General features: G+C 58.9%; 11 protein-coding genes. 7 read left to right on the plus strand and 4 right to left on the minus strand.

The window, feature by feature from the left end:
• The first annotated feature begins 154 nt into the window (after positions 1-154).
• The 4 genes from HDF08_RS06705 (at position 155) to HDF08_RS06720 (ending at position 5,490) form a co-directional block, all read left to right on the plus strand.
• Positions 155-2,248, plus strand: coding sequence for a tetratricopeptide repeat protein (locus HDF08_RS06705; RefSeq protein ID WP_179637744.1), 2,094 nt, complete (start codon positions 155-157; stop codon positions 2,246-2,248).
• Positions 2,249-2,329: 81 nt separating this feature from the next.
• Complete coding sequence (gene dgt, locus HDF08_RS06710) at positions 2,330-3,472, plus strand: dGTP triphosphohydrolase (protein ID WP_179637745.1); 1,143 nt, start codon at positions 2,330-2,332, stop codon at positions 3,470-3,472.
• Positions 3,473-3,583: 111 nt separating this feature from the next.
• On the plus strand, positions 3,584-4,213 hold the full coding sequence (locus HDF08_RS06715; protein ID WP_179637746.1) for a DUF4126 domain-containing protein: 630 nt from the start codon (positions 3,584-3,586) through the stop codon (positions 4,211-4,213).
• Positions 4,214-4,608: 395 nt separating this feature from the next.
• Complete coding sequence (locus HDF08_RS06720; RefSeq protein WP_179637747.1) at positions 4,609-5,490, plus strand: hypothetical protein; 882 nt, start codon at positions 4,609-4,611, stop codon at positions 5,488-5,490.
• A gap of 102 nt (positions 5,491-5,592) precedes the next feature.
• On the opposite strand, the gene HDF08_RS06725 is transcribed toward HDF08_RS06720, so the two are convergent.
• Positions 5,593-6,555, minus strand: a complete 963-nt coding sequence (locus HDF08_RS06725) for a M23 family metallopeptidase (RefSeq protein ID WP_179637748.1) — start codon at positions 6,553-6,555, stop codon at positions 5,593-5,595.
• Between the two features lie 4 nt (positions 6,556-6,559).
• Positions 6,560-7,225, minus strand: a complete 666-nt coding sequence (locus tag HDF08_RS06730; protein WP_179637749.1) for a hypothetical protein — start codon at positions 7,223-7,225, stop codon at positions 6,560-6,562.
• A 272-nt stretch (positions 7,226-7,497) separates the two neighbouring features.
• Between HDF08_RS06730 and HDF08_RS06735 the strand changes: the two genes are divergently transcribed.
• Genes HDF08_RS06735 through HDF08_RS06745 form a run of 3 tightly spaced genes read left to right on the plus strand, consistent with a single transcriptional unit; the run spans position 7,498 to position 12,475 of the window.
• Positions 7,498-9,210, plus strand: coding sequence for a 30S ribosomal protein S1 (locus HDF08_RS06735; protein WP_179637750.1), 1,713 nt, complete (start codon positions 7,498-7,500; stop codon positions 9,208-9,210).
• 41 nt (positions 9,211-9,251) lie between these two features.
• Entirely contained in the window at positions 9,252-9,677 is a 426-nt protein-coding gene (locus tag HDF08_RS06740; protein WP_179637751.1) for a hypothetical protein, read from the plus strand.
• Between the two features lie 41 nt (positions 9,678-9,718).
• Entirely contained in the window at positions 9,719-12,475 is a 2,757-nt protein-coding gene (locus tag HDF08_RS06745) for a TonB-dependent receptor (RefSeq protein ID WP_179637752.1), read from the plus strand.
• Positions 12,476-12,549: 74 nt separating this feature from the next.
• Here the strand turns inward: HDF08_RS06745 and HDF08_RS06750 are convergent, their stop codons facing one another.
• Positions 12,550-17,055: a glucoamylase family protein gene (locus tag HDF08_RS06750; protein ID WP_179637753.1), complete on the minus strand. Its 4,506-nt coding sequence runs from the start codon at positions 17,053-17,055 to the stop codon at positions 12,550-12,552.
• Positions 17,056-17,161: 106 nt separating this feature from the next.
• A complete protein-coding gene (locus HDF08_RS06755) occupies positions 17,162-18,979 on the minus strand; it encodes an ABC transporter ATP-binding protein (RefSeq protein ID WP_257030896.1) in 1,818 nt (605 codons plus the stop codon).
• Between the last annotated feature and the right edge of the window lie 5 nt (positions 18,980-18,984).

The raw sequence follows: 18,984 nt of genomic DNA on the forward strand, positions 1-18,984 counted from the left end.
CTTCCGGATTTGCGCCAATGACGGATATAATCACGGCCATGCTGCGCAAACGGCTGGTCTGGGCCACCTGCATCCAATCCGCAGGCGCCATCGTCTAACCAGTGTCCAGGAGCATAGCATCGACTTCCATTCCGTCGGCACAGGAAACTACAACATGACACTTCTTTTACGTGCCTCTTCTCTTCGCCATCTCCGGCTGATTCCCGCTGCGGCGCTTTTTTTTGTTGCACACACGATGATTGCTCAGGCTCCAGGCGCTGCGAAGGGTTTGGTAGCAGCTTCGGTTCAACCTGATCGCGCGTCTTCGTACTACCACTATGGGTTGGCGCGGCTTTACGAAGATATGGCGGTGAACGCGGGGCGGTCGGACTATGCAACCCAGGCGGTGGAGCAATACAAGCTGGCTTTGGATGCCGACCCGAACTCGCGCCTTCTGCAGGATGGTCTGGCCGACCTTTACTTCAAGATCGGCCGCATTCGTGAGGCAGTGACGGCTGCGCAGGACCAGGTGACCAAGAACCCTGATGATATTGAAGCCCATACCTTGCTGGGAAAGGTCTATCTGCGTTCGCTTGGAGACATGCAAAGCTCTCAGTCCGGACAGATGCTTCAACTCGCGATTACAGAGTACGAAAAGCTTGCACAACTGAAGCCGAATGACGTGGAGACGCATCTTTTACTGGGCCAGCTGTATGGACTGAATCACGACTCGGGGAAGGCAGAGGCTCAGTTCAAGGCCGCTCAGGGGATAGACGCCAATTCGGAGGAGGTCGCGCTCAATATGGCGCGGCTCTACAGCGAACAGGGAGATCCGAAGCGCGCGGCCGAGGTTCTCAGCGCCATTCCGGTCGACGATCGATCGCCGCGCGTCGAGTTCGCGTTAGGTGCGAGCTACGAGCAACTGAAGAGGAATAGGGACGCGATCGCTGCTTATCATCGGGCTCTGGATGCTGAGCCCGATAACCTGGATACAGAGCGCGGTCTTGCCAATGCCTTGCTTGGCGATGGTCAACTGGATGAGGCGCTGAAGGTATTGAATGGCATTGTTGCGGCTGAGCCGCAAGATGCTCAGTCTCAGATCCATATCTCCGAGATTGAGCGGAGACAAGGGCATTACGACGAAGCGCTGAAGACGCTGGATAAGGCGAAGCCGCTGGCTCCTGAATCGCTGGAGCTTACTTACAATGAGGCTCTTATCTACGACTCGCTGGGTCGTTACGACGATGCGATTGGTGTGTTGACCAAGCTGGTGGCTGACTCTGCTCATCCGGATGGAAAGTACACCGATGGAGAGAAGGCCAATCGCTCGATCTTCCTGGATCGGCTCGCGATCATCTATCGCGAGGAGAACAAGACTGCAGATGCAGTTGCTGCTTACAAGCAGATGGCGTCGCTTGGCGGTGACTACGTCAAGAGTGGCTATCAAGGCCAGATCGATGCCTATCGCGATGCTCATCAGTGGAAGGAAGCTACTGCGACTGCCGCTGAGATCGCGAAGCTGATGCCGAACGATCATGGGATTCAGCTGATGTATGCTGGTCAGCTCGCCGATACAGGCGCAGTCGATCAGGGGATTGCGCTGGCGAATGCGCAGTTGGCGGCGACGAAGGGAACTCCGGACGAGCGTGACTCTCATCTGGCTTTGGCGCAGATTTACACTCGGCTGAAGCGCTATCAGGAGGCTTCTGCAGAGCTTACGAGCTCTGACGCGCTCGCTACAAAGCCTGACGAGAGGCTCTACGTGGCGTTTCTGCGCGGCGCGCTTTATGACCGGCAGAAACAGTACGATCTGGCCGAAGCGGAGTTTCGCAAGGCGCTTGCGATTGATCCGCAGAACGCGACCGTTCTCAACTATCTTGGTTACATGCTGGCTGATCGCGGCGTTCGACTTCCGGAGGCGCTGACGCTGATCCGCAAGGCGGTTGAGCTCGATCCTCAGAATGGCGCGTTCTTGGATTCTCTCGGTTGGGCTTACTACAAATCCGGTCAATATGCTCTGGCAGAAGAAAATCTGCGCAAGGCGAACGAGCGGATCAACACCGATCCCACGGTTCACGATCATCTTGGCGAGGTCTATGAGAAGACCGGGAACCTGAAGATGGCGGTGGCGCAGTGGGAGCGCTCGATGACCGAGTATGCTCGTTCGCTGTCAGCGGATGCCGATCCTGCGGATGTTGCGAAGGTTCAGCACAAGCTTGAGAACGCGCGGGTGAAGCTGGCGAAGGTCGGAAACGTCTTGGTCAAATAGCAAGATCGTCACACAGCGGTAAGGGTTTGAGGCTCCTCGAGTAATTTTGAGGAGCCTCTGCCGTTTACACTAGAGCTGACTATGGCAATCGATCTTCACAGTTGCGCGGTCGTCGCCGATCCGGGCGATCTGCTGCTGACGCGTGTGTACCCGGCACCGTTTCGGCCTTCCCGGACTCCGTTTCAGCGGGACCGGGAGCGGATTGTGCAGGCCCGCGCCTTCCGGCGCCTGGCGGGGAAGACGCAGGTCTTTACCAGCCGCGCCTCGGACCACTTTCGCAGCCGGTTGACCCACACCATCGAGGTGGCGCAGATTGCGCGGGCGGCGGCTGCGGCGCTTGGTCTGCAGGAGGATCTGGCCGAGACGCTGGCGCTGGTTCATGACATTGGACATCCGCCGTTTGGGCACGCCGGGGAGCGGGCGCTGGATCAGTGCCTGAAGAGGCATGGACGCGGCTTTGATCACAACATCCACGCTCTGCGCATCGTCGACCACTTCGAGCAGCGCTACGCGGCGCATCGCGGGCTGAACCTTACGCTGGGAGTTCGCGAGGGGATCATCAAGCACTCGCGGGACTACAGTATCGAGAAGCATCCGGATCTGACCGGCCTGCTGCTGGATCAGCGACCGCCGCTGGAGGCGCAGCTGATCGATCTCGCCGACGAGATCGCCTATCTTACGGCGGATCTTGACGATGGGGTCGAGTCCGGTCTGCTTGAGGTGAGCCATATTTGTGAGCATGTGGAGATTGTTGCGCGTTGCTACAAGACAGTGGAACGCGAACATGCCGGGGTCGATGAGAAGTTTCTGTTCAACGAGGCGCTGCAGTTGATGCAGAACGTTCTGACCGACGACCTGATTGAAAATACGGCGCGGAACACGATGGCCATCGGTGCTGAGTCGCTGGCCGATGTGCGGAGACATCCGAGCCGGCTGGCGCTGTTTTCGCCGAAGGTGGAGGCGGAGCGTCTGCAGGAGAAGCGGTATCTCTATGACGCACTTTATACCTGCCCGGAGCTCGAGCATGAGCACGACAAGGCGGAAGAGGTGGTGACGGCGCTGTTCGACTACTGGATCAACGATCCGGAGGAGCTGCCGGTGAACCACTTCGAGTCGGTGGAGAACCAGGGTCTGGCTCGCGTGGTGGCGGATTACATCGCCGGGATGACGGACAGCTTCATCTTGCTGCAGTATGCGCAGATCAAACGGGCTGTTCGCCGATAGAGTAGCGGGCGAACGATTCGGAATGCTCGTCGGGCAAATGATACTGATTGCTCGTCGATGACTGAATAAAAGTGAACAGCCGCATTCGCGAGGCTGTACACTTTCAGCCAAATGAGCTTCAGCCCAGCCAATATTACGGCGCTTGTGATTGCTGCCAGCTTTGCGGCTGGCCTGAATATCTATGCCACCGTGCTGACGCTTGGGATTCTTGCGCGTACGCACTGGGTGGCGCTGCCTCCTGGTCTGGACTCGCTGGGGCACACCTGGGTGCTGGTGGTGTGCGGGATTATGTTCGCGATCGAGTTTGTGGCGGACAAGATTCCTGCTTTCGATATGATCTGGAACGCGTTGCATACGGTGGTGCGAATTCCTATCGCTGCGCTGGTGGCGTATCACGCGAGTTCGCAGTTGTCTCCGCAGATGCAGGTGCTGGCTACGGCGATTGGAGCTGCGGTCGCGCTGGCGGCGCATGGATCGAAGACGGCTCTGCGGGCTGCGGTGACGCCTAGTCCGGAGCCGGTATCGAATATCGCGTTGAGCTCGACCGAGGATGTAGCGGCGGTGGGGCTGACGTGGTTTGCGACGCATCACCCGTTGATTGCTGCTTCGATCGCGGTGGTCCTGCTGGTAGCGGCTCTGCTGGCTGCCAGGGCGTTACTGCGAGCGATCCAAAGACCACTACGGCGTCTGTTCGGTACTGATCTGGAAGAAGTTAGGAGTCCGGCTGAGCGGCTGCCCTAGATGGGGGGTACCCCCCCTATTGCCCGCGCGTAAATTCCTTATTATCATGGTTTTACGGCTGATATAGACCTGTAAATATGTCATTCCAAAAGGGTTGCGTCCAGATACGTGCAAACAAACGGGTTATGCGGCTTAAAGTGAAAAACCCAGCTTTTGGCTGGGGTTTTCTTTGCTCTATTTCTAGTATAGCGCGCCGGGGCTAACTTGTACGCCACACGTATGTCTTTCCGAATGAATGGTTTGGGTAGTTTAGGGGCTTGACAGGTTATTTTGCCTTTTTCTAGCGAGGTTTTCCTGCGGCTCGCCTTGCGTTTGTCAGGAGATTGAGGACGGAAAGAGCGTTTCGCGCTACCTTTCCACTTGATAACATTTCGTAAAGTTTGAGGGACACCGCGTTGAGCTTTGTACTGCTGATGATTTTTGCCGCGTCAATTCCAGCAACAACTATGGTTCCCGCCCAGCAGGTTTCGCCAGACGCTGGAGGCCTTCAGCGCCACTACGCAGATGGAATGGTTTCCCATTATTTGATGACGGGTGACAACGATGGCTGGAAGTACACCATTCGAGCCGCCGACAGCGTGAAGCGCGATACAAACGGTCGCTTCTATGAGGAGATCGGTTGGTCGGACCTCACCTCGAATACGCAGCAGACGCTCACACCTGCAAGCCTGGCGATGCGGCAAACCATTTCTCTGGATGACGCCGCTACATACCTGAAGGTGCCGAACCTTGCGAACGTTCAACCGCTCCTGATTGGGCCCATCACCGATACCCTGACCTTCTATAGCGATCTTCTATTAGCCATCAGAGCGAAGCTGGCGCGGCCCGGACAGACGGCCTATGTTTCGCGCACCACTCCCAATTCCTGGGCCGACGGACAGCGTGTCCTACTCGGCCAAGACGTGGTTGATTTTTCCCTTTCCGTGGAATCCTCAGACGCAGCCGGGCATACTAAGACTTTGCTTATCCAGCACGTACCTCCCCCTGAACTTCACGTTCAGCAACCTGGGAAGTGGATGCAAGCGCCAACGTCGGCTAAGCCGAACAACTTCGTCCAGGTCTCCAGAGAGAGTGAAGGATTCAGCGCAGAGACCGGCACGGAGACCTTTGACGTGAGACTCGTTGTGGACACCCGTGATGGCCGGATAGTATCAGCGGCGATACACAACCCTGTCGTACTTAGAGTTCGCACTTGCACAGATCGTGAGCTCACGCAGTGTGGATCAGAAACGACAAAGACAATCCTCCGAGAGATTACTTTGAAGCTTGTCCCGTAGCCTGCAAGGCAGCCCGGTGCTGCGCGGCCGCATAGCGGGGGCGATTCACGGGCTAGGCTGCCGGTTCCTCGCGGAATTACCGGCATTTCAGACATTGAGCTGCTAGCGTGCCCTGAGCGGCGTAGTGGTGGGCAACTGGATTTCGTAGAGTTTGGCGGGGTCGAGATAGCTGCCTTGCCAACGGACGCCCAGGTGAAGGTGGGGGCCGGTGGCGCGTCCGGAGGCGCCGCTGAGGGCGATGATCTGGCCTCGGCGGACGCGGCGGCCTGCGGAAACTTCAATCTTTGAGAGATGCATGTAGACGCTCATGAGGCCGAGGCCATGGTCGATGATGACGCAGCCTCCTTCAAAGTAGAGAGGACGTGCGAGAACGACGCGGCCGGAGTTGATGGCGGCTACGGGGGTGTGGAGTTTGGCGTGATAGTCGAGGCCGCGGTGGACGCTGGCGACCTTGCCGTTGAAGAGGCGCTGATTGCCGAAGGAGTCGGACTGGGGCGCGAGGCGGAGGGGTGGGAGGAAGTTGCCGGTCCATAGCGGCTTCGCGGCTGAGGTGGCGAAGGCTTTGTCTTTGACGATCTTGTCGGCGGCGATCTGGCGGAGTGATTTGGGGTCGGGTTGAACGAACTTGTCGGGGACGGTGAGGGGAACCTGCAGGTAGGGTGCGGTCTCGATGGTGAGTTGCTGGTGCAGGGTCTGATGGGTTTTATCTTTGAGGTCTGCCTCGATGGTGAGTGGGTAGTTGCCGGGGGTGAGTTCTACATCGACACCGGCTAGTGCGTACCAGGTGTGGCGATCGGAGTTTGGGAAGAAGGAGATCTGGTGAGACTGCCAGTTGCCGGTGACGGAGAGGGCCGGGTTCGGCAGGGAGACGGTGATGAGGAAGGGTGAGCCGTTGCTGAGTTGTGAGGGGGCGATGAGGATGGAGTCATCGAGTGTGAGGCTGCATCGCGCGGGATGCGCTGCGAAGAAAGCTACTGCGGTGAGTAGAAAGGCTCGCAGGAGAGTTCTGTTCGTGAGAGAGGGCGTGAGGACAGAGTGTCTGACGGAAACAGGTGCCGGTGCCACGGCTTCAGCGGACGTTGCTTGCAAGCCACTCTGCGTAGCGCGGCTGCTTTTGTTCGATGTTGGCGCGATTGAACGGAGGACGGTCGGCATGGCCGCAGAGATAGGTACTTGCAGTCATGGCGAAGAACTCACCGACATTTTTGAGCATGTAGGCCTGAGGAGGCCAGAGGTCCGCGGTCTTCGCCCGCTCGTAGAACCTCAGAACATCTGGATTCTGGCGGCCCTTGGGCAGGCGGTCATTCTGAAAGGCGTGCATGAACTCGTGCAGCAGGATGGGGCGGTTATCCTGTTGCGGACGCAGCGAGACGAAGACACCTTTCTGGCCGAAGTGGCCTCCACCGCCGTGCTCGCCTTCTCCTACGGAGACGTGCACGGTGAAGCCGCGAAGAAACTGCTTGGTCGGTTCGGTCAGCGGGGTCGACTCAACCAGGTCGGTCTGTTGCTGGATAGCGGCCAACAGCGCCGGCTTCTCCGGGATAGCCTCGATCTCCTGGATATCGAAACGGTAGCCTCGGTAGGAGAAAGTTTTACCCTTCTCTTGACCCTGCACGGCGGGTGCCGGATCTGCAGTCTGGGCAGGAGACGACGGTGCGAAACAGAGGTTCAGGATGGCAGGCAGCAAGAGAAGCACTGTACGAGGTCTGCTGAAAAACAAAGAAGGATTCCTCATGGCTCCCTCATCATAGCGCCTGAAGATAAAAGCCTGAGAGGCGGATGCTACGAAAGCAAACCCAGGGGCTAAACCCCGCGTCGTTGGCGGGTCTGATTGCCGAGGCTAAAGCCTTGGCTTACCTAGAAGCAAAAGCTGTTTTTCGAACTTTCAAGATGACAACTTCATCAGACTTCCTTAGACCTTCCTTCGAGGGTTTGCGACTGGCGAAGGCGAGGACCAGCGCGGTGATATTCTAGCCAAAATCAGTAGGAATGAGGCCTCAGTTTTTCATGTCAAACCAGAACACTCCCCAGAGCACTCCGAAGTTCGATCCGTCCGTTGAACCTATTGAAGCCGTTGAGTCTATCGAATCTTTCGACGCGATTCTGTCGGAGTATGAACAGACGCACTCGCGCCGCTCGGGTGAGGGTGGCAAGCAGATAGCGGGAACGGTGGTTGCGGTGTCGGCTGATTCGGTGTTTGTGGATATTGGATACAAGACGGAGGGTGTGTTGCCGCTGTCTCTGTTTGAGAGTGCGGGAGAGACGGTGGAGCCGGGCGGCAAGCTGCTGGTTTCGGTGAAGGGGCGCAACGAAGAGGGGTACTACGAGCTGTCGCGGATGCGGGTGGAGCAGCCGAAGGATTGGAGCGCGCTGGAGCAGGCGTTTGCGGAGAAGACGGTGATTGCGGGAACGGTGACGGGCGTGGTGAAGGGCGGCCTGACGGTGGATGTGGGCGTGAGAGCGTTTATGCCGGGGTCGCGCAGTGGGGCGCGCGATGCGGCGGAGATGGAGAAGCTGGTGGGGCAGGAGATTCGCTGCCGGATCATCAAGCTGGATGTGGCGGAGGAGGATCTGGTTGTCGATCGGCGGGCGGTGGCGGAGGAGGAAGATCGTTCGACCAAGGAGCGGCGGTTTGGGGAGATCAATGAGGGCGATGTGGTTTCGGGCACGGTGCGCAGTTTGACGGACTATGGCGCGTTTGTTGATATCGGTGGAGTGGATGGGCTGCTGCATATCAGCGACATTGCGTGGGCTCGGGTGGAGAAGCCGGCGGATGTGTTGACGGTGGGGCAGCAGGTTGAGGCGAAGGTGTTGAAGGTGGAGGCGGCGGGGAAGAGGATCGCGCTGGGGATGAAGCAGTTGATGGCGCATCCCTGGGACGCGGTGGCGGGAAAGTATGTGGCGGGCGAGCGGGTGCGGGGGGCGGTGACGCGGGTGACGGACTTTGGTGCGTTTGTGGAGTTGGAGCCAGGCGTTGAGGGGATGGTGCACGTCTCGGAGATGTCGTGGGTGAAGAAGGTGAGGAAGCCGGGTGACCTGGTGAAGCCGGGAGATGTGGTGGAGGTGATGATTCTCGGCGTGAGTGTGCCGGAGAGGCGGATGTCGCTAGGGCTGAAGCAAACGCTGGGTGATCCCTGGGTGGATGCGGCGGAGAAGTTTGCGGTGGGCTCGCAGGTGGAGGGGCCGGTGGTGAGCTTTACGAAGTTCGGCGCGTTTGTGCAGTTGACGGAGGGTGTTGAGGGGATGATCCATGTCAGCGAGATCAGCGCGGAGAAGCGGGCGGAGCGGCCGCAGGATGTGCTGCGTGTGGGGCAGGTGGTGAAGGCGAAGGTGCTTGATTTCGATCGGGAGAAGCGGCAGATCAAGCTGAGCATGAAGCAACTGGTGCCGACGGGGCTGGATGAGTACATCGCGGAGCATGCGCAGGGGGATGTGGTGACGGGTCGGTTGATTGAGGTTGCGGGCGAGCAGGGGACGGTGGAGTTGGGCGAGGGGATTCGCGCGCGGGCGCGGCTGGTGGCGGAGGCTGCGGTGAAGGAAGAGGCGAAGCCGGGGGCGGTGGATCTTTCGTCGTTGGGGTCGATGCTGGCGTCGCGATGGAAGAATGGGCCGAGTGCGGCTGAGGCGAAGGCTGAGCCGGTTCGCGCGGGGCAGATTCGTAGCTTTCGGATTACGCTGCTGGATCGCGAGGCGAAGAAGGTGGAAGTTCAGCTGGTCTGAAAAGATTATCAAGAATAAATTCGCAGTAGTGAGATGAGGGATTGCCCTTAGTTTTCAATGTGCTGCGGGGAGCCGAGGGGTTTGGGTTGATTCAGGCTCGGTTCTGCGGCGCTTTTGTGGCTGAGATACTGCGCTATATTAGATTTATTGTGTTCAGCCTGAGGCCAAAACCGAATGCGCAGGGTTCGTGGAGAGTCTTCTTCGCGCTGCTTTGTGTGTTGCTGGTTCTGGCGACCGGGACGATTCAGGCTGTTCACTCCCACCCGGTTGGCGACATCTCGCATGCGGACTGCGCACTCTGCGTTACGGCCCACGTCGCGGTAGAGGTTGCTCAACCGCCGGTGGCGCTGGTGGTTGCCTCCGTCGTATCAGCAGTAGAGGTCTTCGATCCGTCGACGCGGACGAAGACTTTTTTCACGTTTGCACTCTATACCCGACCTCCGCCTGTTGACTTCGTTCTCGCTTAGAAACGACGTCAAAGACCAGGTTTAAACTCAGGGGGTTGTGTATGCACACGTCGAAACGACGCGTCATCTTCGCATTATTTGTAGTTTTCTTTGTTTTCAGTAGTACGGCTTTATGGTCGCAGTCTGCTGGAAATGCCGGCACGGTGGTTGGTACTGTAACGGACGCGACGGGTGCCATTGTGCCGGGCGCGACGGTGTCGATCGAGAACCCGGTAAGCGGGTATAGCCGCGTTACTACGACGGATAGTTCGGGGCACTATCAGTTCACGAACCTGCCGCTGAACCCTTATCACGTTGTGGTTTCGTTGACGGGGTTTGCGTCTTCGACTCAGGATGTTCAGGTCAGGTCGTTTGTGCCAATCGTGGTGAAGACCAGTCTGACTATCGGGGCGACTTCGACGGTTGTGAATGTGACGGGGAGCGATCTAGTGGAGAGCGATTCGACGTTCCATACCGATGTGGATCGCGGATTGTTCGATAAGCTGCCGCTGGAGAGCCAGTCGTCTTCGCTCAGTTCGCTGGTGACTCTGTCGTCGCCGGGTGTCGCGGCAGATTCGAATGGTCTGTTTCATGGGTTGGGCGACCACGCTTCGAATTCGTTCTCGATTGATGGCCAGCCGATTACGGATCAGCAGAGCAAGGTTTTTTCGAACCAGATTCCTTCGAACTCGATTCAGTCGATTGAAGTGATCTCGGGTGCGCCGCCGGCAGAGTTTGGCGGTAAGACAAGTCTTGTGATCCAGGTGACTACGCGGTCGGGGCTTGGAGTGAAGAAGCCGACCGGAAGTGTGACGACCTCGTATGGAAGCTTCGGGTCGGCGACTGGCGGGATCGATCTGAGCTATGGCGGGGAGAAGTGGGGGAACTTTATCGAGGTCGATGGTCTGAATACTGGCCGCTTTCTCGATCCTCCGGAGTTCACCGTCTTTCACGCCAAAGGGAATGAGATGAATGTGTTCGACCGGATCGACCGTCAGCTTACGGAGACCGATTCAATTCACCTGAATCTGAACTACAGCCGTTCGTGGTTTCAGACGCCGAATGCCTTCGACAATCTGAATGTGCAGAACGTGATCAGCGGAGGAGCTGGCGCGAATCCTGTCTTCGCGAACGTGGGAAATACCGACCAGCGTTCGAAGATCGGGACTTTTGATATTGCGCCAACCTACACGCGGACGATTGGAGCGAACTCGGTCTTTAATTTTGGCCCGTATATTCGCAAGGATCAGTATGACTATTATCCGAGCGGAAATCCGCTGGCTGATCTTGGGCCAATACAGAACCAGAGCATTGCTCAAACGCGTTCGCTTACCAATGCGGGAGTTCATACCGATCTTTCGTATGTAAAGGGGATCAATAACATTAAGATCGGGGCGAACTACTCGCATACGTTTCTGCGGGAGAGTGACAGGCTGGGCATTGTCAACTCGGCCTTCAATTCGCCGTGCGTCGATGGCAATGGGGTGTCCCAGCCAGGGTTCACGGATCCATCGCAATGTGCTGGGGCGGGGTTGGTGTCGAACGATCCTTCAATTGGCGGCAGCTTCAATCCGGTTTTGTTGCCTTACGATGTGACTCGTGGGGGCGGCCAGTTCAACTTTATTGGCCACACCGATGTGAAGGAGTTGGCCCTGTATGTTGAGGATCAGATCAAGGCGGGCAATTGGCTGTTCAACTTGGGTATCCGGGGCGATTTGTATAACGGGTTGACGATTGCACGTCAGGCCGAGCCTCGTGTGGGGCTTGCCTACACCGTGAAGCAGACGAATACGGTGCTGCGTCTTTCTTACGCGAGAACGCTGGAGACGCCGTTCAACGAGAACCTAGTGTTGTCGAGCCAGGGATGTTTGAATGCGGTTCTTTCTCCGCTGCTGCTTTGCACTCCTGGAGTTTCAGGCAATCTACAGCCCGGCTTTCGTAATGAGTTCCATGCCGGACTACAGCAGGCGTTTGGCAAGAACCTTGTGATCAGCGGGGATTACATCTGGAAGTACACGCACAACGCTTTCGACTTCAGCGTGCTGGGCAATACTCCCATTACGTTTCCGATCGACTGGCATAACTCCAAGATTCCGGGTTTTGCACTGCGGGCGGACGTACCCAACTTTCATAACTTGTCTGCGTTTGTCGTGATGTCTTCGGTTGCAGCGCGCTTTTTCCCACCGCAGACCGCGGGCGCAGGCGCAACGGTAGGCAACGGCGGCTTTCCTTTCCGCATCGACCACGACGAGCGTTACAACCAGACGACGCATCTGCAGTATCAGATACCCGGCAAGCGCAGTCCCTGGGTTGGATTCAACTGGCGGTTCGACAGCGGACTGACGGCGGGATCGGTGCCTTGTTACAACGTTACCGATCCGAACAGCTTGTGCAATCCGGCAAATGGAGGGCCGTCGATTACGATCAATGGGCAGCCGGGAATCGATCTGAGTGGATTGACTCCGGATCAGCAGTTTCAGGCTGGGCTTACGTGCAATGGAGTGAAGGCGACTCCGTATGTTGGCATTCCGGGCAATCAGTGCCTGGCTTCGGAGCTTACTTCGAAGCTGGTGTCGATTCCTGCGCCGGGGACGGAGAATGACGATAAGCATCCTCCGCGTATCGCTGAGCGGAGCTTGTTCGATGCTTCGATTGGCCAGGATAATCTGTTCAATGGCGATAAGAACAAGTGGAGCCTGCGTCTGACGGGCGTGAATATCACGAACAAGTATGCACTCTACAACTTCCTTTCGACGTTTAGCGGGACGCACTATGTGACGCCGCGGGCTTTGACGGCGGAGCTTGGCTTCCACTTCTAACAACAGCAAGGAGCAGAGAAAGATGGGCAGTGGGATTGAATCCACTGCTCATCTTTTTTTTGCAGTATGGTTTGTTATTCGGCTGCCTGCAACTTGGAGAGCTTCTCGAGATCTTTGAGGGTCTCTTTGCTGAGGGCTTTTTCGTGGAGGAGGAGTTCTGCTGCGCGGACGCGAGGGGTGCCGTGGAACCAGTCCTGCACGATGTTGTTCTTGAGGAGGTTGGTCACGGCGAGGAGGCACATGCCCTGGTGGTGGGCCATCCAGGAGCGCACGAGTTGAGGTTGATGGCCTTCCGTGTAGTCGGCTGCTTCGTAGAAGCCGTAGTCTCCCATCCAATCCAACGCTGCCATGCGGCGAAGATTTGCGATGGAGTCTTTGCGAAGAAGAGGGAGGGCGAGGAAGCTGGAGTAGGGCGAGATGACGGGGCCATCTTCGGCTCCGTACTTCAGTGCGAGTTTGGGAATACCCCAGGCTTGGTAGCTGTAGCGGCCTTGAGGATCTTTTTTAGAGAAGCCTGACTCGGAGATTCCCCAGGGGATGTTGCGGACGTGATCCTTTTGGATGCGAACGGCCGACTCGAGTGAGCGCGCGATGAGGGTGTCGGGAAAGGTGCGCATCCAGAGGGACGGCATTAGGTACTCGAACATGGTTCCGGTCCAGGAGAGGAGAGCGGCGCGTCCGTTGACCAGGACGTGGGAGCGGTCGAGGCGAAACCATGATTGCTGGGGGATGTCGCCTTTGGCTACGGCGATGAAGGAGGCGATGCGGGCCTCGGAGGCGAGGAGGTCGTAGCAGGAGGAGTAGAGCTCGTGCGTGTTGCCGTCGTAGCCGATGGAGAGGAGCTGACGGGCTTCGACGAGGAGGAAGCCGTACTCCATGGCGTCGGCGTGGCGCTCTGCTTCGCTGGCGATGGAGGTGATGTCGGATTTGAGTTGGGCGAGGCGTTGCCGGGTGGCTGGGAGGAGGGCTAACAGCTCGGCGGCGGCGGTGGCGAGGGGGGAGTCGGTTGGCAGGTCGCGTGAGGCACCGGAGAGTTTTGATTCCAATTCTGTTACATATTCGGCTGCGTCGAGGAGGGTTGGAATCGATTTGTGTTCGGAGCCGTAGAGTTGAGGTGGGACGAAGAGAGATTCGAAGCGGGGAAGGAGCCAGGGAGTGTACTGCTCGGCGAAGAGAGATAACGCCGCGAGACGGCTTGAGATTTCATTGGCCGACCATTGCTTGTTGTCTTGACTGGGCGGGGCGTCGCTTGCGGGCTTGGATTGTTGCGCGGCTTTAGCTTGTTGCGCGATGGAGCGGAGGTGCGACCGGATCGCGGTTGCCGGGGGTTCGGCCGGCGCTAGAGTGATGGTGGTCTTGACGGGTGGCTGCTGCATTTGTTTCAGGCCGGCGAAGGTTTCTGGCGCGAGGATGGGGCGCTTGAGGAGATCGAGTGCACCGGTGCGCAGGGTGTAGAGGGAGGCGGCAAGATTGCCGCTGTCGACTGCAGAGACGATGTGGGGCAGGATGGGACGGAGGGTTTCGATGTCGTACCAGTTGTAGATGTGGCCGCGTTGCTTTTCGAGGCGGTCGTAGGTGGTGAGGGTTCCGAGCGTGGCCTGGGCGAACTCGGGCAGAGTGAGGAAGCCGAACTCGTACGCGGCCTGACGGGCGTTGAAGAGCATGCCGAGGTTGGTGGGGGAGAGTTTTTTGATCTGGAGGGTGTTCTGCTCTTCGACGTTGTCGGGGATGAGCCAGTGATTTTTCTCGTCGCCGAAGTCGTGAAAGTAGCGCCAGATATAGAGCGCCTGTTGCTGCAGGAAGTTGGTGTCGTCGGCGGTGAGGGGGCCTTCTTCGCGGCGGGGCGGGGAGTTGAGCCAGATGGCTACCAGAGGTGCGATGGCCCATAGAAGAAGGACTGGAGAGGCGGCTACGAGGGACCAGATGTTGTGAAAGGCGAGGGCGAGGGCTATGAGTACGGCCGCGACGGGGGAGAGCTGAAGGTAGATGTCGAGGGGGGTTCGGGACTTGCCGGATTCTGCCTGGGCGGCTGTCTCCCACTCGAGCATGTGTTTGCCGGAGACCAAGGTCCGGCTTAGAGAGCGGACGATGGCGTCGATGGCAAGGAACATGTGGTGCGGGAGGAAGGTGAGGTTCAGCATGGTGAAGCCGAAGGAGGTGGCGAAGGTGAGGACCCCCTCGCGTGCGCCGACGAAGCTGAGTTTGAGCAGAGCTCGGCCGAGGTTGAAGCCAAGTTGCACAAGGACTGGGAGGAGGAGAAGGACCAAGCCGGCTATGGTCCAGTAGAGTGCGCCGCCGGGGAGGACAAACCAGCCAAGGAGAAAGAGGAGGAAGGTGACGGGTTCGACGAGGCTGCGGCGGAGGTTGTCGAAGATCTTCCAGCGGGAGACGGTGTTGATGGGGTTGGGGACGGACTTGCCAGATTCGTCGGGGACGAGAGCGAAGAGCCAGCGGGCGATCTGCCAGTCGCCGCGGACCCAGCGATGCTTGCGGCGGGTGTGGGCGGAGTAGTGGGAGGGATAGTCGTCGATGATCTCGATGTCGGTGACGAGACCGGCGCGGGCGTAAGAGCCTTCGATGAGGTCGTGCGAGAGGAGAGCGTTGCGGGGGAAGCGGCGGTCGAGGACCTCGTGGAGGATGGCAACCTCGTAGATGCCTTTGCCGGCGAAGATGCCTTCGCCGAAGAGATCCTGATAGACGTCGGATACGGCGCGGGTGTAGATGTCGAAGCCGGTTTCGCCGGAGTAGAGAGAGGCGAGGCGGGAGCGCGAGGCGGAGGAGACGCTGACTCCGACGCGTGGCTGGAGGATGCCGTAGCCTTGAGTGACGATGCGGAGTCGGGGGTTGACGATGGCTTGGTTGAGCGGGTGGGCCATGGTGCCGACCATGCGGGCCGCGGTGCCGCGAGGGAGTTGGGTGTCGGAGTCGAGGGTGATGACGTACCGGACGTGTTGCAGGATTTCGAGCGGCCCGGCTTTCAGAGGGAAGCTGTCCTCCTCGTTGAGGAGAAATTTGTTGAGGTCGAGGAGCTTGCCGCGTTTGCGCTCCCATCCCATCCAGACGCCCTGGCGGGAGTTGAAGACACGGTAGCGGTGGAAGAGGAAGAAGGCTCCGCCCTTGGTGCGAGGGTATTTTGCGTTGAGATGATCGACGCAGTCTGCTGCGAGTTTGGCGAGGAGATTGGAGTCTTCGTCCAAGGGACGGGCCTTGGTGTCGGGCAGATCGGTGAGGAGGCCGAAGTGGATGTTTGGGTCCTGGTTGGAGAGGTAGCGGGCTTCGAGTTCGTCGAAGAGCTCGCGAACCTGGATCTCGTTGAGCAGGAGTGTGGGGACGACGACGAGGGTGATGGCGTCGCTGGGGACGCTCTTGGAGAGATCGATCTTAGGGAGAGACTCTGCGTGCATGAGCGCGGTGACGGTATTGTTAATGAGGTCGACGCCGCCCTGGGTTGCGGGAAGAAGCGCGAGCAGGAGCGCTACCATGACCGGCCAGAAGGCGTGATGCGGAACCAGGGGGGCGATGATGGCGACGATGAGGAGACAGGACAGCGTGAAGATGCCCAGGATGTAGAAGTCTTCGTTGAAGCGGCGGAGGAAGGCGCGGATTCGTTCGATGGGGGGAGGGTGGTATCCGATGCGGCGGTGAAGTTCGGGGAGACCTTCGGCGAAGAGGTAGTAACCGATGTGGCGGATGCGCAGAGCGAGGCGGGGATCGGGGTCAGAGGTTGTAGCGGCGTTGCGTGCGAGGTTGAGGGCGATCTGGGCGGTTTGGACCTCGCTGGCGTCGGCGTAGTGGGCTAGCTCTGCTACGCGCATGTGGTAGTTGTGGCGGGTTTCGTCCTCCATGCGAGCGAAGACGGCTGCGGGGTCTTCGCGCAGGACGGAGTCGAAGGCGATGAGAGGCTCGAGGACGTTGCGCCACTCGAACTGGTTGAGGCGGCGCATGCTGTGGAGGATTGCGGAGAAGGGCGACTGCTCGATGGGCGGGAGGGGGCCGGCGGCGAAGGCTTCTTCGGCACGGTCAAGGATGTATTCGAGCTGCGCGAGCTTGAGGGCTTGCGGGAGGACTGTGATCTCTTCGAGCAGAAGCGCGTCGCGTTGCTGGGCCTGCTGGACGTAGACGGTGAGAGATTCGTCGGACCAGATGCCGCGGGCTGCGACGAGGTACCCCTCGGTAAGATTGATGGCTCGCGGCAGATCGCTGTCTTTGTCTACGCGGACGTGAGGGAGAGATGCGAAGGTTTCGGCGGTGTTGTCTCCTGCGATGAGCGCGGACTCGAGCATGCGGGTGCTTTCGAGGAGTTCGAGCTCTGGGGTGAGCTCGTGGATGGAGGCGGTTTTCTTGCAGGTGCGAAGGACTTCGGAGAGACGCTGTTTGAGGCTGGCGAGGCGTTTTGAGAGCCCGTCGGATTTTGCGCTGGCCGGTACCATCTCCCACTGGCGGCTCATGGCATCGGCACGCGCTCTAAGCTCATCGTCAGAGACGGAGGGTTTTTCGGGGAGGCCCGCAGTCGGCATCTCCGGTGCAGTGAGCGGCAGAGCGTGTTCTGCGGTGACAGGATTCTGTGAAGATGGTGCCATGTAGCTTTTCTCTATCCATTCTCCCGCCGCGACGGGTGCTGACTGCGATTATCTGCTGATACCGACTCCTCTGCCGGTGCTGACTGGGTGAGATGCGAGGGTGAGTTTACCTGTAGCTTGCGGCTTGCATCTCGAACATGCTCGCATAGAGCCCATTTTTTTCTATGAGTTGTTGGTGATTGCCTTCTTCGAGGAGACGTCCGCCGGAGAGGACGACGATGCGGTCGGCCATGCGTACGGTGGAGAAGCGGTGGGAGATGAGCAGGGCCATCTTTCCAAGGGTCAGCTCGGCGAAGCGCTCGAAGACCTCGAGTTCGCTGCGTGCATCGAGAGCTGCGGTGGGCTCGTCGAGGATGAGGAGCTGGGCGTCGCGGAGATAGGCGCGGGCGAGGGCTATCTTCTGCCACTCCCCGCCGGAGAGTTCTACGCCACCTTCGAAGCGGCGGCCGAGCATCTGATCGTACCCGTCGGCGAGCTTGGTGACGACGGTGTCGGCGAGGCTCTTGTGGGCGGCGAGCTCGATGTCGCTGTCCTGAGAGGGCTGATCGATGCGGCCTACGGCGATGTTTTCGCGCGCGGTCATCTCGAAGCGCATGAAGTCCTGAAAGATGACGCCGATGTGACGGTGGAGGTCTTCGAGGTTGTACTCGCGGAGGTCGATGCCGTCGAGCAAGATCTGCCCCTCGGTGGGATCGTAGAGTCGGGTGATGAGTTTGACGACGGTGGTCTTGCCCTGGCCGTTTTCTCCAATGAGCGCGATTCTCTCTCCGGGCGAGAGGGTGAGGTTGAAGTCTTTAAGGACGGTCCGGTTGGTGCCGGGATAGGTGAAGGAGACGTTGCGGAACTCGAAGCCGCGTTGGATCTTTGCAGGGGCGGGATGCCCGTCGGGGTTGGAGATAACGGTTGGCTTCATGTCGAAGAAGGCGATGAGGTCGGTGAGGAAGAGGGCCTGGTCGGCGATGCCGGAGGCGGTGGAGAAGACCTGCTGGAGGTTGGAGCTGGCTTGCTGGATGGCAGTGGTGAGAAATCCGAACTGGCCGATGTTGTAGGCGCCGTGCAGGGTGCGCCAGATGACGTAGACGTAGGCTCCGTAGTAGCCGAGCGTGCCGATGACGCCGAGCAGACCGCCGACGATGAGTTTCGATCTGGAGAGAGTGACGTCTTCGAGATAGATCTGATTGGCGAGTGTTTGAAATCTATCGGTGAAGAATTTGTTCAAGCCGAAGAGCTTTACTTCTTTCGCGCCTTCGCGGCTTCCGGCGACCTGCCGGAGGTAGTCCATCTGACGCTTGGCGGGGGTCTGGCGGAAGTTTTTTGCGTAGCCGAGGAAGGCATAGTGGGTCTCGCCGAGGAAGGAGGGGAGGACGCCAAGTGCGAGGAGGAGGACCAGCCAGGGGGAGGCGAGCGCGAGAGCGGCAGAGAACGAGAGGGTGGTGATGATCTGCGTGACCAGACGGCCTAGCTGCTGGATCATGGCGAGGCGGTCGGTGGCCTGCACGCGGGCGCGTTCGAGGCGGTCGTAGAAGACGGGATCTTCATAGGTGGTGAGGTCGAGACGCGCGGCCTGCTCCATGACGCGTACGCTAACGTACTGGGTATAGCGATTGGCGAGGAGGGAGTCGGAGTAGTCGATGGCTCGGGTGATGAGGCCAAGGGCGACGTTGAGGATGACCTCGGCGATGACGAGCTTCCAGAAGTTGGGGGCAAGGGCGTGGCCGCGAATGACCTCTGCGATGTCATTCAGAATGTATGCGGCGATCTTCGCGATACCGAAGGGAAGGGTGGCGACGATCAGTCGAAGGAAGAGCCCCCATGTGACGACGGCGCGGCCTGACTCCCAGAGGATACGCAGGACGGCGGGCATGTTTTTCAGGGCGCTGATTCGATCGCGCCATGGACTCTCAGCTTTCACAGGGTCTTTCAAATCGC

The organism is Tunturiibacter empetritectus (genome assembly GCF_013410875.1).
Lineage (GTDB): Bacteria > Acidobacteriota > Terriglobia > Terriglobales > Acidobacteriaceae > Edaphobacter > Edaphobacter empetritectus.